This is a genomic window from Thiothrix lacustris DSM 21227 (genome assembly GCF_000621325.1).
Lineage (GTDB): Bacteria > Pseudomonadota > Gammaproteobacteria > Thiotrichales > Thiotrichaceae > Thiothrix > Thiothrix lacustris.
Genome location: NZ_JHYQ01000044.1, coordinates 1 through 18,879, shown reverse-complemented (window position 1 = coordinate 18,879; position 18,879 = coordinate 1). Strand labels below are relative to the sequence as shown.

The window sequence follows — 18,879 nt, the reverse complement described above, 5'->3', positions numbered from 1 at the left end:
AACGTCCAGCCCTGTTGGGCACAATAGAGTTCCAGCACTTGCTTTTGGCGTTCCAAATCGTCTTTTTGGTCGTGGCTGGATACGCGGGCGTAGGCAAGCGTCTTACGGCTATCTTCTGTGGCACGGAATAGCTCCGGCTTGAGTTTCAACATATCGTAACGGCGGTGGTTACCGGAGGTGTGTTCTGGGATTAACCGACCTTCCGCTTCCCAGCGGCGCAGGGTGGGAACTGACACACCAAGGAGTTTTGAGGCTTCACTGATCGGGACTAATCTATTCATATTGATTAGTATAGAGTAGATTTAATTAGATTTTAATCGAACTGTTCAAACCCCAGAGCTTGCCCCGGCGTATGACATCCTCTACACCCAAGCCTACATTGTCGGTGAAACACGCGCCGCGTTAAATCTTGGCAATCAAAAAGACTGGTACAAGCTGGACTGGCAACACTTTCAGCAATGGGCAAACAAGAGCGGAGTGGCTTGGCCTATTATCGAAACGGCGCTGTATGACACACTGGAACGCGCCCGCAATTTATGGCCTGCTGCAATAGCAGATTTGCCGATGCAAGATGCCCACAAAACGGTGTTACGAACGCATTGGCAACGTCTGAATCTGGTATGGCGAATAGGCTAGCCCCCACATTTAACCTCCCTGAAAAATAACCGTCATTCGGTTGTCATTCTCCTTTCATAAGCTAGCGCGATACTATGAAAGGAGTGCAACCCATGACAGCCGCTATTCACCACGACCACCAACACTTACGCCCCCACCTGCCACAACTGCGGGTAGAACTTGCCACCACACCGCAAGACATTTACGCATCCCAACGCCTGCGCTACGAAATCTTCGCCAAAGAACAAGGCGCACAACTGGAAAGCGCGGCGGAAGGCATCGACCGCGACCATTACGACGACTATTGCCACCACCTGCTGGTACGCCGTACCGACACCCATGCCGTAGTCGGTTCCACCCGCATCCTCACCACACCGAATGCCCGCAAAGCAGGCAGCTTTTATTCCGAAAACGAATTCGACCTGCGCGGTCTGTTCCCGCAGTTAAAAGGCACTGCGATTGAAATCGGGCGCACCTGCATTCACGCCGACTTCCGTAACGGTGCAGGCATCGGTATGTTATGGCTGGGTCTGGCGCAATTCATGGAAATGCACCGCGTCGACTTTATGTTCGGGTGCGCCAGCATCAGCATGAACGACGGCGGCGCACAAGCCTCCGCCATCATGCAAGAAACCCGCGCCAACAACCTCGCCCCGGCTGAACTGCGCGTCCGCCCCCTGATGCACCTACTACCCGCCGTCCCGGCTGCCAAAATCAACATGCCACCCCTGCTAAAAGCCTACCTGAAACTCGGCGCATGGGTAGCGGGTGAACCTTGCCTCGACCCTGATTTCAACGTAGCCGATATTTTCATCCTGCTGGATGTAAACAACCTCAATACCCGCTACCATCGCCATTTTGTGCAAGGCAGCCTGAAACGTAACACCGACAGCAACACAGGTTTATTACGGGCAGCCTGAAACCGTTCACAACCTGTAACAATATTGTCATATTTAGCGCTTACAATCCGGGGCGCGACACATCAATCTGGTTATACAGCCCCCAATCAGGAGTTTTCATGAGTACCTTGGGTATTTTGCTAACGCTAATAGTGCTAGCCGCGTTCAGTTACTACATTGGCCGCAAACGCTCGCTGGCGCTAGCCACCCCCATGCAACGCGGTGGTAATAACCTGCATTCCCTGCCCAGTTACTACGGTTATCTGGTCGTAGCATGGGCTATTATCCCTGCCCTGTTAGTGTTTGTCTTGTGGTCAACACTGGAAAAACCACTACTGACTTCTAGCATGATGTCGCATATACCTGCTGAATATCAGGATAAATCTGCCGATGAACGCAGCCTTATCAGTAACCGCATCCTCAATCTGGTGCATAATCCCGAGCGGCTAGCGACGGCTGATCCCCTATTCAAAGCGGCAGCAGAAGACTACCAACAGATGCAATCCCTGAGCAATATCATCAAAACGCTGCTGGTATTGGCGCTAGCGATTGCGGGGACATTCATCGGCTTGCGTCATGTCAAACCCAAAACCCGCGCACGCAACCAAGTGGAACGGGTGGTGCAAATCATCATGATTGGCTGCGCCTCCATCGCCATTTTGACGACCCTAGGCATTGTGTTCTCCGTATTGTTTGAATCTTTCCGCTTCTTTGGGCAAGTCCCTGCCACGGACTTCCTGTTCGGAACGCATTGGAGCCCGCAAACCGCGCTACGCGCTGATCAGGCAGGTAGCTCTGGTTCATTCGGGGCGATTCCACTTTTCGTAGGTACGCTGCTGATCTCGGCCATCGCCTTGCTAATTGCCGTACCGCTGGGTCTGATGTCGGCGATTTACCTCTCAGAATACGCCAGCCCGACCTTGCGAGCGTATGCCAAACCCGCCATGGAAATCCTTGCGGGTATCCCCACTGTGGTTTACGGCTTCTTTGCTGCCCTGACCGTTGCACCGCTTATCCGCAGCATGGGCGAATCATTCGGTCTGAGCGTGGCTTCTGAAAGTGCGCTGGCTGCCGGGCTGGTCATGGGCATTATGATCATTCCGTTTATGTCGTCGTTATCGGATGACGTGATCAACGCTGTGCCACAAGCAATGCGCGATGGCTCTTACGGCATGGGTGCTACCAAGTCGGAAACCATCAAACAAGTCATTATACCCGCCGCATTGCCGGGCATTGTCGGCGCATTCCTGTTGGCAGCTTCCCGCGCTATCGGTGAAACCATGATCGTGGTCATGGCCGCCGGGCTAGCAGCTAATATGACTATTAATCCGCTGGAAGCTGTGACCACTGTGACCGTGCAAATCGTCACCCTGCTGACCGGCGACCAAGAATTTGACAGTGCGAAAACGCTCGCGGCGTTTGCCTTAGGGTTAAGCCTGTTTGTTGTCACCTTGATTCTGAACGTGGTTGCGTTGCATATCGTGCGCAAATACCGCGAACAATACGATTAAACGGAGCACTGTCATGAGTACGACGACTGAAAAAGTGAAAGCGACCCTTGGAAAACGTTACGCGAAAGAAAAACGCTTCCGTTTTTATGGTCTGGCTTCGATTGCCTTGAGCCTTTTGTTTCTGGTGATTTTGCTGACCGATATTGTTGGCAAGGGTCTTCCCGCCTTCAGCAGCACCTACATCAAGCTGGATGTGCAGTTGGATGCACCAACCTTGGGTGTCAGCACCGACGCCACACCTGAACAATTGCGCATGGCCAATTACAATACCGCTGTCTTGAACAGCTTGAATACGCTGCTCCCCGGTGTAACCGATCGTAAAGAGAAAAAAGCCCTCAAGGGCTTGGTGAGTGGTGATGCGCAATACGAATTGCAGCGCATGGTGATGGACGACCCGCAATTGATCGGCACGACACAATCCGTCTGGGTGTTGGCAGATGATGATATTGACGTGTATTACAAAGGCAATATCGACCGCACCCTTCCTGAGGGTGACCGCCGTATTAAAGATTTCCAGTTGGTCTGGCTGGACAAGCTTGAAGCGGAAGGGCGTATTGACAGTAAGTTCAATACTACCTTCTTCACCCGTGGCGACTCACGCGAACCGGAAGAAGCGGGAATTTTGAGTGCATTGGTGGGCTCTTTCTACACCTTACTAGTGACATTATCACTGTCCTTCCCGATTGGGGTGGCGGCGGCTTTGTATCTGGAAGAGTTTGCGCCCAAGAATAATTTCTGGGTGGATTTGATTGAGGTGAACATCAATAACCTCGCCGCCGTGCCGTCCATCGTGTTTGGTTTGCTGGGTCTTGCGGTGTTTATCCAACTGTTTGGTTTGCCACGTTCTGCCCCACTGATAGGGGGTCTGGTATTGACCTTGATGACGTTGCCAACGATTATCATTGCATCACGGGCAGCGTTACGCTCCGTTCCACCCTCTATCCGCGAGGGTGCGTTGGGTATCGGTGCATCCAAAACCCAAACGGTGTTTCAGAATGTATTGCCGTTGGCGATGCCCGGCATCCTGACCGGCACAATCATTGGCATGGCGCACGCCTTGGGGGAAACCGCCCCCCTGCTGATGATCGGCATGATTGCCTTCATCATGGATGTACCAGACAGTGTGACCTCACCTTCCACCGTATTACCCGTACAAATCTATTTGTGGGCAGACAGCCCGGAACGCGCCTTCACTGAGCGGACGTCTGCCGCTATTATGGTGCTACTCACGTTTCTGGTGTCGATGAACCTGATCGCCGTCATACTGCGTAAACGCTTTGAGCGGCGCTGGTGAGTTGCGTTAATACACATTATTACATATGACATTTACCCAAATTCCCTTAACCTTTTGACGATAAGGTGAACTCGATGATGGAAGCAACCCTTGATATGACAACAGTAGCCAAAGTAAATACCGCCACCAGCGGTGGTCGTGAAGAATTTTCCCATACCATCAGCGGCACGATTGGCAAGCCATATCTGGATGGCAAGGATGCGAAATTCTTTTGCCGGGATGTGAATGTATTTTACTCCGGCGACAAGCAAGCCATTTTTGATGTGAATATGGATATCGGCCGCAACGAAGTCATTGCCATGATCGGCCCTTCCGGCTGCGGCAAATCCACCTTCCTGCGCTGCATGAACCGCATGAATGACACCATCGAAGGCTGCCGCGTAACTGGCGACATCAGGCTCGACGGTGAAGATATTCACGACAAGGAACAAGACCCGGTACTGCTCCGCGCCCGTGTCGGCATGGTATTTCAAAAGCCCAACCCCTTCCCTAAATCCATTTACGACAACGTTGCGTATGGCCCGCGCCTGCATGGCTTGGCCGCTAACCGCGCCGAGCTGGATGATATTGTAGAACAAAGCCTCACCAAAGCGGGTTTGTTCAAGGAAGTGAAAGACCGTTTGCAATCACCCGGCACTGGGCTTTCCGGTGGTCAACAGCAACGGCTGTGTATTGCGCGTACCATTGCGGTCAGCCCAGAAGTCATCCTGATGGATGAACCCACCTCCGCCCTTGACCCGATTGCGACCGCCACGATTGAAGAATTGATTGACGAATTACGTGCAAGCTTTACTATTTGCATTGTAACCCACTCCATGCAACAGGCGGCGCGGATTTCACAACGCACCGCTTACTTCCACATGGGTTATCTGGTTGAGTTGAATGACACCAAAACGGTCTTCACCAACCCGCAACACCAATTAACTGAAAATTACATAACAGGCCGCTTCGGCTAAGGCGGCAAAGGGTATGGAAGACATGAATACGACGCAACACACATCCCAAAAATATAACCATGAGCTGGAAGAAGCTCGTAGCAAGCTGATGACCATGGGTGGTCTGGTGGAAACTCAGGTCACCAATGCCATCAAAGCCCTGCTGGAACGCGACAGCTCCTTAGGTGAAAAAGTCTCGTTTTCTGACTACGAAATCAACTCAATGGAAGTTGCGATTGACGAGCACTGCGCCGAAATCATTGCGCGTCGTCAACCGGCTGCCAGTGACTTACGCTTGCTGATCACCATTATCAAAGTCATTACCGACCTTGAGCGCATTGGTGATGAAGCCGAAAAAGTCGGGCGTTATGCGGTCGAAATGGCTGAAACCCCGACTTACGGTGGCTTGCACAGCTCCCTGCGTCACTTGAGTGGACACGTAAAAACCATGTTGAGCGAAACACTGGATGCCTTAGCACGTCTGGATGTTGAACAAGCCATGCAAGTAGTCAAAAACGACCAGCAAGTCGATGATGAATTCGACTCCATTACGCGCCAACTCTACACCCGGATGCTGGAAGACCCCCGCAATATCAAAGACAGCCTGAATGTGACGTGGTGCGCCCGCTCACTGGAACGCATTGGCGACCATTGCAAAAACATCTGCGAATACGTGATTTATCTGGTAAAAGGCAAAGATGTACGCCACACCAATCTCGACAAAATACGTGAAACCATCCTCGGTGAGTAAGTTGGCTCCATGAAGAAACACATCCTGTGTATAGAGGATGAAGCGGCTATTCGTGCCATGATCCGCTTCTCACTGGAGCGGGAAGGCTACACCGTCATGGAAGCGCCCGATGCCCGTGCCGCCCGCGATTTGGCAGCAAACCAGTTACCCGACCTGATGTTGGTGGACTGGATGCTGCCGGATTTATCTGGCCCTGAACTGATTCGCCGTTTCCGCAGTGACCCACTGACCCGCGACATTCCCATCATCATGCTCACCGCCAAAAGCGAAGAGGATGACATGATCCACGGGCTGGATGCAGGTGCAGACGATTACCTCGTCAAACCCGTCTCGCTCAAAGCCCTGAGTGCGCGAATCAAAGCACTGTTGCGCCGCACCGATGGCTTTGACGAACAGCGCATCATTAACGCCGGACGCTTGCAACTAAATCAGGATGCGCACCAATTGCGCATTGACGGCACACCCGTGCATTTGGGAACGACCGAATACCGGTTGCTGGAATTTTTCATGCAGCACCCGGAAAAGGTCTATTCCCGCGCCCAATTACTCGACTTCGTATGGGGGCAAAACACCTACATCGAAGAACGCACCGTTGATGTGCATGTGTTACGCTTGCGCAAAACCTTGAAGACCTACGCAGCGGAAAACGTTATCCAAACGGTACGCGGCGCAGGTTACTTGTTCAGTGCAGCCGAAACAACAGGTGAGTAATGGTTGTTGATTATTGGAGTGTCGAGCGTTACCGCTTTGGCTTAGTGATTGGCTGTGGTGCGCTGGTGGCGTGGTTTACCCCGTACCCCCTGCCGATTATGATACTGGTATTACTCAGCTATATCGGCTGGATGCTATACAAACTGTACCAATTACAGCGCTGGCTCACCAATGGACAAAAACCTGAAGAAATGCCCGACAGTGATGGTGCTTGGGAACAAATTGCTTACCTGTTTCACAAAGCCCAGCAGAAAAGTCAGGAGCGCAAACGCAAGCAGCAGGAATTACTGACGCGCTTTGATAATGTCCTGTCAGCCTTGCCGGATGCAGCCATTTTACTGGATGCTGATAACCACATTCAGTGGGCAAACAAATCAGCCGCAAAGTTATTGGGTATCATCGACAATAACGACAGGGGAAAACGCATCGATACACTGTTGCGCAACCCTGATTTACACAAGTTGCTGGAGGAAAACAGTGAACGCAAGGTGACGTTCCCCTCACCACGCAACAGCAACCTGACCTTACGGGCAAGACTGCTGCCCTTGCAAGGTGGCTCAAGGGTCTTGAGCGTGCGCAACATCAGCGAAGGCGTGCAATTGCAGAAAACCCGCAAAGCCTTTATCGCCAACGCTTCCCACGAATTGCGCACGCCGTTAACGGTACTGACTGGCTATATGGAACTGTTTGAGCAAGACCCGGAATTGCCAGAATACTTGCTAGCACCCTTACAGCAATCCCGCGAACAAGCCGCCCGGATGCAGCAAATCATCAGCGACATGCTGGCACTGTCACGGCTGGAAAGCCAAGAAACCACGCCGCTAATGGGCAACCGTGTCGATATGCCTGCCATGTTGGAAAACAGCATCCAGGCTATTCGCGATACGCTGGCAGCCGACACCCATAGACTAGAAACGCAGATAGAACCCGACTTGTGCATCTGCGGCTCGGAAAAAGATATCAACAGCGTCATTACCAACCTGCTGGCAAATTCAGTCAAACACACCCCACCCGGCACAACCATCTACATCCGCTGGCACAGTGAAGCAGACGGGCAAGCGTGTTTCAGCGTGGAAGATAATGGCCCCGGTATCCCTGAAAAACATTTGCCACACCTAACCGAACGCTTTTACCGCGTCGATGAGGGACGTTCACGTGCCAGCGGTGGCACAGGGTTGGGATTAGCGATCGTGAAGCACGTCATGCAATGGCATAACGGCACCTTGAAGATTGAGAGCAAACCCGGACGCACCAGCTTCCGGGCTTGTTTCCCAGCCAAGCGGGTATTGGATTAAACGAAAATCCCGCGCAACAAATAGAAAAACAACACGGACAGCAATGCACCGGCAGGCAATGTAACAACCCATGACATGAAGATTCCGCCAACAACACGTAGATCAATAGCGGCAATGCCACGGGCGAAACCAACCCCCAGAATCGCGCCCACCAAGGTATGCGTGGTCGAAACCGGAATCCCCGTATACGATGCCATGACCACCGTCATCGCCGTCGCAATTTCTGCCGAAAAACCACGGGTAGGCGTCAATTCGGTAATCTTGTTGCCAACCGTCTGGATAACTTTGTAACCGTAAGTCCCTAGTCCGACTACAATACCAATCGCCCCCACTAATAAGACCCAAGAGGGAACACTGGATTTCGCTGCTATAACACCACTGTGAGCCACATCAATCACCGCAGCCATTGGCCCTACTGCATTCGCCACATCGTTGGAGCCATGCGCAAACGCCATAGCAGATGCGGTGAAAACCATCATCACCGCAAAAATCTTTTCCACGTTGGCAAAATGGAAGCGTCTGTCAATTTTCTCGTCAAATTTCACCCGACTAATCAATAAGCGACCCAGCAAAGCAATCATGATGCCGACCACCACCGACAACACCAGATCCATGCCATTATCCAGATGCAGACCAACGTGTTTCAGCCCTTTTTTGATCGTCAATAAGGACAGCACGAACCCCACCATAAACAGGTAAAACGGCCCGTATTTGATGGCATTCTGAAACGGGTTTTTAGTGTTCAAAACCAGCTTCTGAAGGCTCATAAAAATCAGGAAAGCCAGCACCCCGGAAATCATCGGTGAAAAGACCCAACTGATTGCTGTCGTACCCACCGTACTCCAGTTGACCGCATCCACACCCACCCCTACCGCAGCAAAGCCGACCACGGCACCGACGATACTGTGCGTGGTAGACACCGGCCAACCGCGTAAACTGGCCACTAACAGCCATGTCCCTGCTGCCAATAGCGAGCCTAACATGCCCCACACCAACAACTCCGGGTTGGCGCTAAAGGCATCCATATCCACCAAGCCATTACGGATGGTTTCTGTCACCTGCCCACCCGCAAGGTATGCACCCGCGAATTCAAAAATGGCCGCAATGATCAGCGCCTGTTTGATCGTAATGGATTTGGAGCCAACCGAAGTCGCCATCGCATTGGCAACGTCATTTGCACCAATCCCCCATGCCATGAAAACGCCAAAAATCGCCGCGAGGGCGATATAAATCGTCGTCGTATCAGTCAAAAATTCCATCAGAAATCCCCTGTTAACGTGCCAGCATCAGTTGTAAACGGCTGCCCACACGTTGGGCATCATCAGCGACCCTACCCATCCACTCAATCAAGCGGTAGGTAAACATCACATCGGTCGGGCGCAAGCTGTCTTCCAGCGTAAACAGGATTTTGCGCAGCTCAACCTGACATTCATCGGTTTGGCTCTCAATACGGCCTAACTCTGCGAGCATTGCCTCTACACGATCGACTTCCATGCCCCGGAAACCTGTTTCGAGCAACTCATCCAACTCATTGATGATATCCAATGCCTGCTTGACTGCTGCCACGCAACGCTGGGTGTATTTCAGGAATAGCTCTTGCATGTTTTCTGGCAAACGCATTTTGCGCCCGACCACCATCCCGGCAATATCCTTGGCTTGATTGATGATTTGATCTTGCATCCACAACACATCCAGCAAATCACGACGATCAACTGGCATGAAAAATCCGCGCGGCAAGTTGTGACGCAAATCCTTTTTCATGTCATCGGCGAGGTGCTCGCTGTCCACAATAGCTTGGTGTGCAGCAGTAATTTGTTGCTCATCATCGCTATTCATCCCTTCAGCCAGCATGACTAACTGTTTGATTCCCTTGTAAACACAGTACATGTGCTCCTGAAGGGGGCGTATCGGCGATTTGCCGAACAATCCTGCTATAGGGTTTTTAGGCATGACACTTACCTTTCCAAAGCTAGAAAAAACGCGGATAGTATGAATAGCTTGCTGGCTGAATCAAAGCTAAATGTTAAGGTTATGTTAAAATTCTAGTGCCATCTGTGCCAGATTAATCAACCAACCAACGCAATAACATGGCTTGTAATTGAGCCAGCTCAAATGGCTTAGCTAAGTAGTCATTCATACCATTGGCCAAACACTGCTCACGGATCGTAGTCGTCGCGTGAGCAGTCAGAGCAATAATCGGTATATGCTGCCAACGCGGATCTCTTCGAAGCTGGCGCGTTAGCTCATCGCCTTTCATCCCCGGCAACTCAATATCCATCAATATCAGGCTGAAGGTTCCGCGCTCCAGTGCGGCAAGCGCTTGAACAGCATTTTCAGCACTCTCCACAGAACAGCCAAAGTTCTGCAACAGCTCAACACTGATGAAACGGTTCAACATGTCATCATCAATCAACAGAATATGTGCATCTGCCAACGCCGCTGCTGCTACCTCTTCAGAAAACTCAGGGATTTCGGGTGATAGCACTTGAAGGACGGTATCGTCAAAATCAGCACAAAAAGAAAACTCGCTGCCCACACCCGGAATGCTTGCCACCTCAATTTCTCCCCCCATCAAGGCGACTAAGCAACGGCTGATGGATAAACCCAAACCAGCCCCCTTCACTGCTTCCTGTTCCCCCGAATCAATTCGCAAAAAAGGCTCAAACAAATTATCACGCTGATTCGCAGGAATCCCTACACCCGTATCACGCACACTAAATTGCAGCCTGATTTGTCCTGCTACCCGCGATTTTTCGCTGACAGAAAGAGAAACAGAACCTTTATTGGTAAACTTGATGGCATTCACCAACAAGTTATTAAGCACTTGGCTCAAACGCAAGGGATCACCTATGAGTACCGCTGGGAGATTCTCCTGCACCTCAATAAGGAAGTTAAGCCCTTTAACGTGTGCCTCATCCTGCACGATATGCCGAACACTTTGCAGGATGCCGTGTAAATTGAACGGTATCGGGCGCAACATCACATCCCCAGCCTCTATACTGGAAAAGTCCATCACATCCTCCACAATCCCCAATAACAACTTAGAGGAACTGTGAAGTTGCTCAGCGTAATCACGCTGCTTACCCTGCAAATTTTCCCTCTGTAACAATTGCGCTAAACCCGTTACTGCATTCAGCGGTGTACGAATTTCATGGCTAATATTGGCAAGAAAGATGGATTTTGCCCGGGTTGCTGCATCCGCTTGTTCCTTGGCTTGCTGCAATTTTTGTTGGGCATCGATCTGGGAAGTAATATCCATGATCAAACCTTCCAACAATACAGGCTGTCCCGCATCATCGTAGATCGCACAATGCCCCTGCTCCCACACCCAGCGCCACTCACCTGAACGATGCCGAATTCGATAACTCAACTGAAAAGTCGTTTGCTCACGACTCGCAGCATTCACAGACGATGCTACACGCTCCTGATCATCCAGGTGAATCAAGCTAGCAAAACTTAGCCGCTGTGACTCAATCAACCACGCCGGTGGATAACCGGTCAATGCTTCACAGCCCTCACTAACGAACTCCATTGTCCAAAAGCTATCGTTCCGACAGCGATAAGCCATACCCGGCAAATTACCAATCAAGCTTTGCAAGGAGCGCTGGCTTTCCTCCAGTAAACGTTCACTCTCTGCGCGTGCCTGCATGGTTTGTTGCAGCAACGCATGTTTTTCCTGCAAACGCCCATTAACCCATGCCACCATGCCGCTACCAACAAATCCCAGCAGTGCCACCACACCCAAACCACCTAACATCCACCACGCCCAGCGGGCATCTGGTTTTGCCTCCGGGTCATACAAAAAACCCTCTAACTGAGTCGTATCGTTGACCATCCCCAGTTTCACGAAGGTATCCGCCATCCGCCGCCAACGCTCACTGTTCATGTGCCCAATTTGAACAATATCCGGCTTGATCAACTCGCGAATGTGCTCCGCTTCAAACTGCAAGGCATCGCGATGTAAATTTGGGTAATGCTTCAGGAGGCTATCAATGATTTCATCCGGGTTTTCCAACGCATAACTCCACCCCCGAATCACAGCACGGTTCAAAGCTGCTACTTGCGCCGGGTGTTCTTGTACTTGTCGCTCAGTGGTAAACAGGGTGTCACCGTAAAAATCCACGCCATAATTAACGGGTTGGATATAATGAACATCACGTCCAGCCTGCTCATTAAGAAACGGCTCATTCGTCATATAACCGTATTCTGCATCCACCTGCCCGTTTAACAAGGCATCCATCCCTGTTCGGTTAGGTGCTAATGCCAACGCCTCCAGTGATACCCCTTCATTAACGAACATGGCCGATACTTCAACGATCGGCTTCCCCCCCATCAGAAGACCAATACGTTTGTGCGCTAAATCATGCGGCGTCCGCAACCCCGACTTACCCAAGGTCATCAGTACCGCCGGGGAATGCTGAAAAATGCTGGCAACCGCCACCACAGGCTTGCCCTGTAAACGGTAATAAACCAACTCGCCCGCTTCAATAGCGTATTGCGCCCGGCCTTCTAACACTTCGGTCAAAGGTGCAATATCAGCTCCACCGGGTTTCAGCGTAACATCCAAGCCTTCGTCACGAAAAAAGCCTTTTTCCTGCGCAGCATAATAACCAGCAAACTGGAATTGAGGCTTCCATTTCAGTTGCAGCGTAATCGGCTCTAACGGAGGAGAGGAAGCAATTGCCTGATTAAACGCCAGTAAATACACCCAACAAAATAACCATGCCAGATAACGAACCATTAACACTCCAATTTCATCTGGCCAACGCCTACTTGTAAAAAACTACCCTTGTCTTCGTGCCAATCACCCAAGACAACTCGCTGCATAAGCGCCCCATCCAACACAAACTCATGCACGGCTGGACGGTGCGTATGCCCATGTATCATGCATGACACACCCATGCAACGTAAAGCAGTGTTTACTGCCTGCTGATTCACGTCCAGAATGGTTTCCGCCTTGCCCTGCATACTGATTCGGCTTTGCATCCGCATCGCTTCAGCCTGACGAATACGCTCATCCAGCGACAAGGCTAAAAATTGCTGTTGCCACTGCGGGTTACGGAACAGCTTGCGTACCTGCTGGTAATCCACATCATCCGTACACAGGGTATCACCGTGCAACAACAGGGTCGGCGTACCATAGAGATCGATCAGGCACTGCTCTGGTAACAAAGTGCAACCTGTCGATTCGGCAAATCGTTCACCTACCAGAAAATCACGGTTACCATGCATGAAATACAGCGCAACACCACTATCACTCACCTCACGTAAACGGGTTATAACGGGTAAAAAATGAGCGGCATGAACGCTGTCTAACGCATCATCACCCACCCAATACTCAAACAAATCCCCCAGAATATAGAGCGCATCTGCCTGGCCCTTCACTTGTTGCAGAAACGTTATCAGCAATTGAGTTACCCGAGGGCGAGAAGCATCAAGATGCAGATCAGCAATAAACCAGCTAGTCATAGTTACTCTTTATTGATCAGCCGACATTTTTGTCGTGAATTAAAAAACAAATCTAATAGAACGTTGACCTGTCGCACAGAGTCTAATAAGTTATCCTTACTTTAAACTACCTAGAACTGACAGAACATGACATATTGTGTAGGCGTTTCTCTTGATGCAGGACTTGTCCTGACATCCGACTCCCGTACCAATGCAGGTATTGATAATGTCAGTACCTACAGCAAAATGTATCAATGCGAAACGACACCTGATCGTTTCTTGGTTATTTTAAGTGCGGGCAATTTGGCAACCACTCAAGCCGTTATTCAACAGGTCAAACGTGACGTACACGAAGGAAAACCCAGAAATATTAATAATATGGGTTATTTAGCCGATGTGGCAGATTATTTGGGTGAAATTTTAGTCAATCTCATTCGCAAACACAATGAGCAAGGCGGCTTTATCGCGGATGCCACACTGGTGTTAGGCGGACAAATTCAGGGGCGTGAACCAAACCTGTATATGATCTACCCACAGGGAAACTACATCACATCCTCCAATGAAACACCCTACCTGCAAATTGGCGAAAGTAAATACGGCAAGCCTGTGCTCGACCGCTTCCTAACCAATGAAACCTCATTGGAAGATGCTGCGATCTGCTCACTGATCTCCATGGATTCCACCATGAAAAGTAACGCCAGCGTAGGGCCGCCGATTGAAGTACTGATCTACAAACGTGATCAATTCACCACGCCCAAGCATTACAAGTTCGATGCCGAAGACCCTTATTTGCTAGCAATCCGTCAAGAATGGGCGCATCACCTAAATCAGGCATTCCGCTCCATGCCACGTCTAGAGACAAGCCAAGTACAGCCAAACGGCTACTTACGTGCTCTCTAAACCTGTGACCAATTGGTGGATAAAGCGCAGTTTTACAATCACCTGTCGAGACAGCGTGAAGGGGTAGGAATCACGCTGCCCCATGCTGCGGTTCAAAGCATTCATCATCAGCGTCAGTTGCCGCCACTCTCCCATCAACAGATGGAAGTCGCGGGAATGCGCCGTACTTCGATGGATCACCGCAAAACCGGCGGCAGTTTCCAGCGTATCCATGATATGCAGGTAGTGCGCCCATGTTTCCGCCCAATCCTCCCACGGGTGGGCACTGGCATAAGCGCTAACATGACGTTTTTCCCACTTAGGCACAGGGCCATAAGCGTAATAGTTATCCATTGACTCACGGTAATCCTCTTCCCCACCAAACAGGTAGCGGAAGCGCGGATACCACACCGAACCCCGTATCAACTTATCCCAATAATAATGCCCCATTTCATGGCGCATATGACCCAACACAGTACGGTAACTTTCGTTCATCTGCTCGCGGGTTTTCGCACGGTAAGCATCATCCGCTTCGGCAACGTGCAAGGTAATCACCCCATTATGATGCCCGGTATACACAATCTTTTTTTTCACCAACGGATTGGTGCGCTGGTCTTCCAAGAAATCAAACGCCAAACCTTCGTCTGGGTCTTGCATCCGCGTCACCACCGGCAAACCCAGCATGATAAATGAATACACCAAACGCCGTTTGGCACGCTCCAATACCTTCCAACGCTGAACATTAATAGGAATATTTTGCTGGGGAACCGTGCGAGTCAAACGGCAGGAACGGCATTGTCGATGGTTATCGCCCTCAGCCAGCATCCAATTACAACCCACGGGATGATAACGGAGTGCGCAAGTACGCAGGGTAGGCTCATCAGTCAGCACCACCATTCTCAAGGTTGCCGGGTTAAACCCCAAAGGACTATGGCAGGCGGGACACACACTTTCCTCGAAAAAAACTTCCTGCCCACAAACGCAGTGGAAACGCCTCATGGCAAAAACCTGACATTACTGTTGAAACCACTGTCACTTGAGAAAACTTGATTGAGATTTTGAATATATTTCATGGACACGGATTCTCATAGGTGGAGACAAGCAGCTTAACACGAACCACCCTACCGTGACCTATCCATGATAGCTCCACCTAATGCCATGCATCTCCTCTCTCATTGAGCATCAAACTAGCGTAACGCCCCCACCTGCGCCATAATTCCCGCTTAATCCCAAGCCAAGCCCACGCAATCCCATGAAAAAAGCAGTCATCCTTCTCAGTGGCGGACTCGATTCCACCACCGTCCTCGCCATTGCCAAAGCACAAGGCTATGAACCTTACGCGCTCTCATTCCGTTACGGGCAGCGCCACAGCGTCGAACTCGAATCCGCGCAACGGGTAGCGCAAGCCATGCAGGTCAAGGAACATGTCATCGCCGACATCAACCTTCGCGCTTTCGGCGGCTCAGCCCTCACTGCCGACATCGACGTACCCAAAGGCCGCGATACCGCCACGATGGAAACCAGCATTCCCGTCACTTATGTACCTGCCCGCAACACCATTTTCCTCTCGTTCGCGCTGGGCTGGGCAGAAGTGCTGGAAGCGCAACACATCTTCCTCGGCATCAACGCGCTCGACTATTCCGGCTACCCCGACTGCCGCCCGGCATTCATCGCCGCGTTTGAAACCATGGCCAACCTCGCCACCAAAACCGGCGTCGAAGGCAATAAGCTCAGCATTCATTCCCCGCTGATCCAGATGAGCAAAGCCGACATCATCCGCAAGGGGCTGGAACTGGGCGTAGACTATAGCCTCACCAGCAGTTGCTACGACCCCGCTGCTGACGGCAGACCGTGCGGGCAATGCGACTCCTGCCAGCTTCGCGCCAAAGGCTTTGCCGAAGCGGGCATTGCTGATCCGTTATTGCTGCACTATGATCAAGCCTAAGGTAGCAAGCGGAACGACACCATGCTGTCAATAAAAAATACGTCCGAAAATACCGCGTACATCACCGAACAGGCTTATCTGGAGGGTGAGAAAATCGCGGAAGTACGCCATGAATACGTGGATGGCGTAGTGTATGCGATGGCGGGTACGAGTCGGCGGCATAACCGTATTGCGGTAAATTTTGCACGTAAGTTGTCGTTAACGGATCGTCAGGGCAATCCTTGCGAGATCTATCTGTCGGATGTCAAAGTCCGCGCACAACGTGCCAAATCTTATTACTACCCCGATGTGATCGTCGGTTGCCAACGCGATGAAGCCGATGAATATTATCTGGAAAAGCCGTGTTTGATCGTCGAAGTAACCTCCAAATCCACCGAATGGAAAGATTTCACCGAAAAACTGATCGCTTACCAAAGGCTGGCATCGTTGCAGGTTTACCTGATCGTGGCACAAGATCAGCCACAAGTGACGCTGTTTTACCGTGATGCAGAAGGCGCTTGGGATGTGACACGGTTTGATGACCTGGAACAAACGTTAACGCTGCCCTGCCCCGAATGCACCCTAAGCCTCGCGGACATCTACGAAGGCGTTGATTTCACCCAACCCGCTGAGCCTGATGCCTAACGCCCACTAGAATGCACCAAAGGCTTTCTTGAGGCAGATGCCATCGTGATTAAATTGGCTTATTATACGTGGGTATTTTTTGTCAGCTTATGATAGAATTTCAGGCAATGGGTCAATCATTGACAATCGGCGCATTCGTTTCAATCAAGTATAAATTGTAGTCTTTTGGGTCAGTGCAGATCAGGGCGGTAGCGTCTTTAGCTACATCATGCAACTCGTTGGGTTTGTGGAAATAGAAAAAGCGAGCAATCCAACCACGGTAGATTTAACGGTGGCAGACAAACCGCTGGAAGCCATTGCCCGCTTTGACGGCATCCCTTGCCCTTGCTGCAAAACCGGCATGATGCAGGTGCGTTACTCATTCCCGCCCAAACGGTTGGAGTATGGCTGACGGCAAATAGGATGATGGGTTTAACTTTGGGCAAGGAAAAACAGACAGTCCCGGACGGTCACACACGGCTGTTGCGCCCGGTGGAAAAATGGCTCGAAACGCCCAGAACCCTGTGCTATGTTTGACCACAATCAGGGCGGAAACAGGCAGGACGGCAATGGGTAGGCAACGGTTGGTGGGGAATCATTAGGCAACAGGGGCTGGCAGGGCGATGGGCATAAAATGCTTTAACGTTAGCGCAACAGAGCGATTTATATTAGTTGAATCAACATATTATGTTTTTTAAAAAAGTATAAAAATAAATATAGGAAAAATAATGGCACAAGTGTTTATAACAAAGTCTCACTTAGAAAATATTGCACGACTAATATCCTATCAATCAATTGACGTAAATCATATACGTGGGTTTTATGAGTCAAGATTTCTTGGTTTTTTTTCCACTCCAGAATTAAATACATTAACGGCCGTTAGTTTGGTTCTTGAAAGCATTAAAGATGAAGATCTAAAGATAAAAATCATTACACTTCATGATAACGCAAAAGCTAGGATTGAAAAATATAATAAAAATGAAAATTCACGATGGATATATGTAGGATCAAAACCTGCCTATCATCATGATGAAAAGTGTATATCTCTTCGCTCAACTTATGAAAACTATGAAATACCTGTAGAAATCCCGGAAGACAAAATTAAAGATTACAGAACCTTCTTTCTAAACAATATTGATGAGTATACAAATAAAAGAGATGTATTCTTTGCTAAGGTAGAATTAAAATTCAATGTCCGCATTAATAATGTTAAAGAAGTGCATAAAGAAAATAGTGGTCAGCAATCTTTAAATGTTTTCACGGGCGGTCATAAGAAAATTTTAAGTGAAATATCTAATATAATAGAAGAAATGCACAAATATAAAAATCAATCAAATGAGGTGAAGCGCATTATTTCTAACACTGGATTTAATACAAAAAAAGCATTAAAGCATCCTCTTTATAATGAAAGTCATGAAATTATAAGAGAATGGGATAATTACAAGACAAAGCTAAAAGACTTAATAATACAAGATTTAACTAGTATTATAACCCCTGAGTATAAATTTGATCATGATTTTTTAGAAGAACTAGGATTTAAAAAATGTTCAAAGTGCTTTTAATGATAATTGGCTAACGAGCAGCTCGACGACGGACGCGGTGACAGCCCATGAATCTTAATTTCTACTCCCCGCCGCGCCCGTCAGCCATAACGTTGAGGCTGTAGAAAAACCCTCCGAACCGCCATTTTGTGGGATAATCAAGCATCACAAGCACCAGAATGAGTAGGCAGGCATGGCACGCTACAAACCGATCCATCAAGGCGTAAAACTGTTGGCTGTGGACTTTGACCGGCAAATCCTGCCCGGTACGTTTGAATACGCGCTACGTCATTTGGTGGATAAGGAACTTGACCTTGAAGACTTCCACCAACGTTATAAGAATGATGTGCAAGGTGCAGCCGCTTTTGACCCAGCGGTGTTACTCAAAATCATCCTGTTAGCTTACAGCCGTGGCATTATCAGTAGCCGCAGAATCGAATCAGCGTGCCGTG

Annotated in this window: 19 protein-coding genes and 1 pseudogene; 14 read left to right on the top strand and 6 right to left on the bottom strand. The window is 49.9% G+C overall.

Annotated features, from left to right (window positions below):
* The coding region (locus Q394_RS0116225) for a MerR family DNA-binding transcriptional regulator (protein WP_038141848.1) at positions 1-281 on the bottom strand (281 nt) is incomplete at its 3' end.
* A gap of 196 nt (positions 282-477) precedes the next feature.
* Here Q394_RS0116225 and Q394_RS22630 point away from each other — a divergent pair.
* From Q394_RS22630 to phoR, 8 genes are all read left to right on the top strand, one after another.
* The gene (locus Q394_RS22630; protein ID WP_169735913.1) at positions 478-636 is read left to right on the top strand and encodes a hypothetical protein; all 159 of its coding nucleotides are present in this window, start codon (positions 478-480) and stop codon (positions 634-636) included.
* Between the two features lie 92 nt (positions 637-728).
* A complete protein-coding gene (locus Q394_RS0116215) occupies positions 729-1,535 on the top strand; it encodes a GNAT family N-acetyltransferase (RefSeq protein WP_028490181.1) in 807 nt (268 codons plus the stop codon).
* Between the two features lie 98 nt (positions 1,536-1,633).
* Positions 1,634-3,025, top strand: coding sequence for a phosphate ABC transporter permease subunit PstC (pstC, locus tag Q394_RS0116210; protein WP_028490180.1), 1,392 nt, complete (start codon positions 1,634-1,636; stop codon positions 3,023-3,025).
* Between the two features lie 13 nt (positions 3,026-3,038).
* Positions 3,039-4,319 (top strand): phosphate ABC transporter permease PstA, encoded by a 1,281-nt coding sequence (gene pstA / locus Q394_RS0116205; RefSeq protein ID WP_028490179.1) that lies wholly within the window; start codon positions 3,039-3,041, stop codon positions 4,317-4,319.
* Between the two features lie 74 nt (positions 4,320-4,393).
* Positions 4,394-5,275 (top strand): phosphate ABC transporter ATP-binding protein PstB, encoded by an 882-nt coding sequence (gene pstB, locus Q394_RS0116200; protein ID WP_211248839.1) that lies wholly within the window; start codon positions 4,394-4,396, stop codon positions 5,273-5,275.
* A 22-nt stretch (positions 5,276-5,297) separates the two neighbouring features.
* Entirely contained in the window at positions 5,298-6,005 is a 708-nt protein-coding gene (gene phoU, locus Q394_RS0116195; protein ID WP_028490177.1) for a phosphate signaling complex protein PhoU, read from the top strand.
* A gap of 9 nt (positions 6,006-6,014) precedes the next feature.
* Positions 6,015-6,716 carry a phosphate regulon transcriptional regulator PhoB gene (phoB, locus tag Q394_RS0116190; RefSeq protein ID WP_028490176.1) on the top strand — a complete coding sequence of 234 codons (702 nt, stop codon included), beginning with the start codon at positions 6,015-6,017 and terminating at the stop codon, positions 6,714-6,716.
* Positions 6,716-8,011 (top strand): phosphate regulon sensor histidine kinase PhoR, encoded by a 1,296-nt coding sequence (phoR, locus tag Q394_RS0116185; RefSeq protein WP_028490175.1) that lies wholly within the window; start codon positions 6,716-6,718, stop codon positions 8,009-8,011. Before phoB ends, phoR begins: the two co-directional genes overlap by 1 nt.
* Here the strand turns inward: phoR and Q394_RS0116180 are convergent.
* The 4 genes from Q394_RS0116180 to Q394_RS0116165 form a co-directional block, all read right to left on the bottom strand.
* Positions 8,008-9,270, bottom strand: coding sequence for an inorganic phosphate transporter (locus tag Q394_RS0116180; RefSeq protein WP_028490174.1), 1,263 nt, complete (start codon positions 9,268-9,270; stop codon positions 8,008-8,010). The genes phoR and Q394_RS0116180 overlap by 4 nt on opposite strands.
* 13 nt (positions 9,271-9,283) lie before the next feature.
* Entirely contained in the window at positions 9,284-9,961 is a 678-nt protein-coding gene (locus Q394_RS0116175) for a TIGR00153 family protein (RefSeq protein ID WP_028490173.1), read from the bottom strand.
* 112 nt (positions 9,962-10,073) lie between these two features.
* Positions 10,074-12,752 (bottom strand): ABC transporter substrate-binding protein, encoded by a 2,679-nt coding sequence (locus Q394_RS0116170; RefSeq protein ID WP_028490172.1) that lies wholly within the window; start codon positions 12,750-12,752, stop codon positions 10,074-10,076.
* A complete protein-coding gene (locus tag Q394_RS0116165; RefSeq protein WP_028490171.1) occupies positions 12,752-13,480 on the bottom strand; it encodes a UDP-2,3-diacylglucosamine diphosphatase in 729 nt (242 codons plus the stop codon). The genes Q394_RS0116170 and Q394_RS0116165 overlap by 1 nt, the downstream gene beginning before the upstream one ends.
* 126 nt (positions 13,481-13,606) lie before the next feature.
* Here Q394_RS0116165 and Q394_RS0116160 point away from each other — a divergent pair, with 126 nt between their 5' ends.
* Positions 13,607-14,359 (top strand): proteasome-type protease, encoded by a 753-nt coding sequence (locus Q394_RS0116160; RefSeq protein ID WP_028490170.1) that lies wholly within the window; start codon positions 13,607-13,609, stop codon positions 14,357-14,359.
* Here the strand turns inward: Q394_RS0116160 and Q394_RS0116155 are convergent.
* Positions 14,345-15,337: a zinc-binding metallopeptidase family protein gene (locus Q394_RS0116155; RefSeq protein ID WP_028490169.1), complete on the bottom strand. Its 993-nt coding sequence runs from the start codon at positions 15,335-15,337 to the stop codon at positions 14,345-14,347. The two genes, Q394_RS0116160 and Q394_RS0116155, sit on opposite strands and share 15 nt — an antisense overlap.
* 253 nt (positions 15,338-15,590) lie before the next feature.
* Between Q394_RS0116155 and queC the strand changes: the two genes are divergently transcribed.
* The 5 genes and pseudogenes from queC to Q394_RS0116120 all read left to right on the top strand — a co-directional run.
* Positions 15,591-16,283, top strand: a complete 693-nt coding sequence (gene queC, locus Q394_RS0116150; protein WP_028490168.1) for a 7-cyano-7-deazaguanine synthase QueC — start codon at positions 15,591-15,593, stop codon at positions 16,281-16,283.
* A gap of 21 nt (positions 16,284-16,304) precedes the next feature.
* On the top strand, positions 16,305-16,907 hold the full coding sequence (locus Q394_RS0116145; RefSeq protein ID WP_038141845.1) for a Uma2 family endonuclease: 603 nt from the start codon (positions 16,305-16,307) through the stop codon (positions 16,905-16,907).
* Positions 16,908-17,178: 271 nt separating this feature from the next.
* Positions 17,179-17,298: pseudogene (locus Q394_RS0116135) on the top strand (IS91 family transposase); the annotation flags it as partial.
* A 316-nt stretch (positions 17,299-17,614) separates the two neighbouring features.
* Complete coding sequence (locus Q394_RS0116125) at positions 17,615-18,448, top strand: hypothetical protein (RefSeq protein WP_028490165.1); 834 nt, start codon at positions 17,615-17,617, stop codon at positions 18,446-18,448.
* Positions 18,449-18,620: 172 nt separating this feature from the next.
* Positions 18,621-18,879: transposase (locus Q394_RS0116120; protein WP_028490164.1), on the top strand; the 259-nt coding region annotated here is incomplete at its 3' end.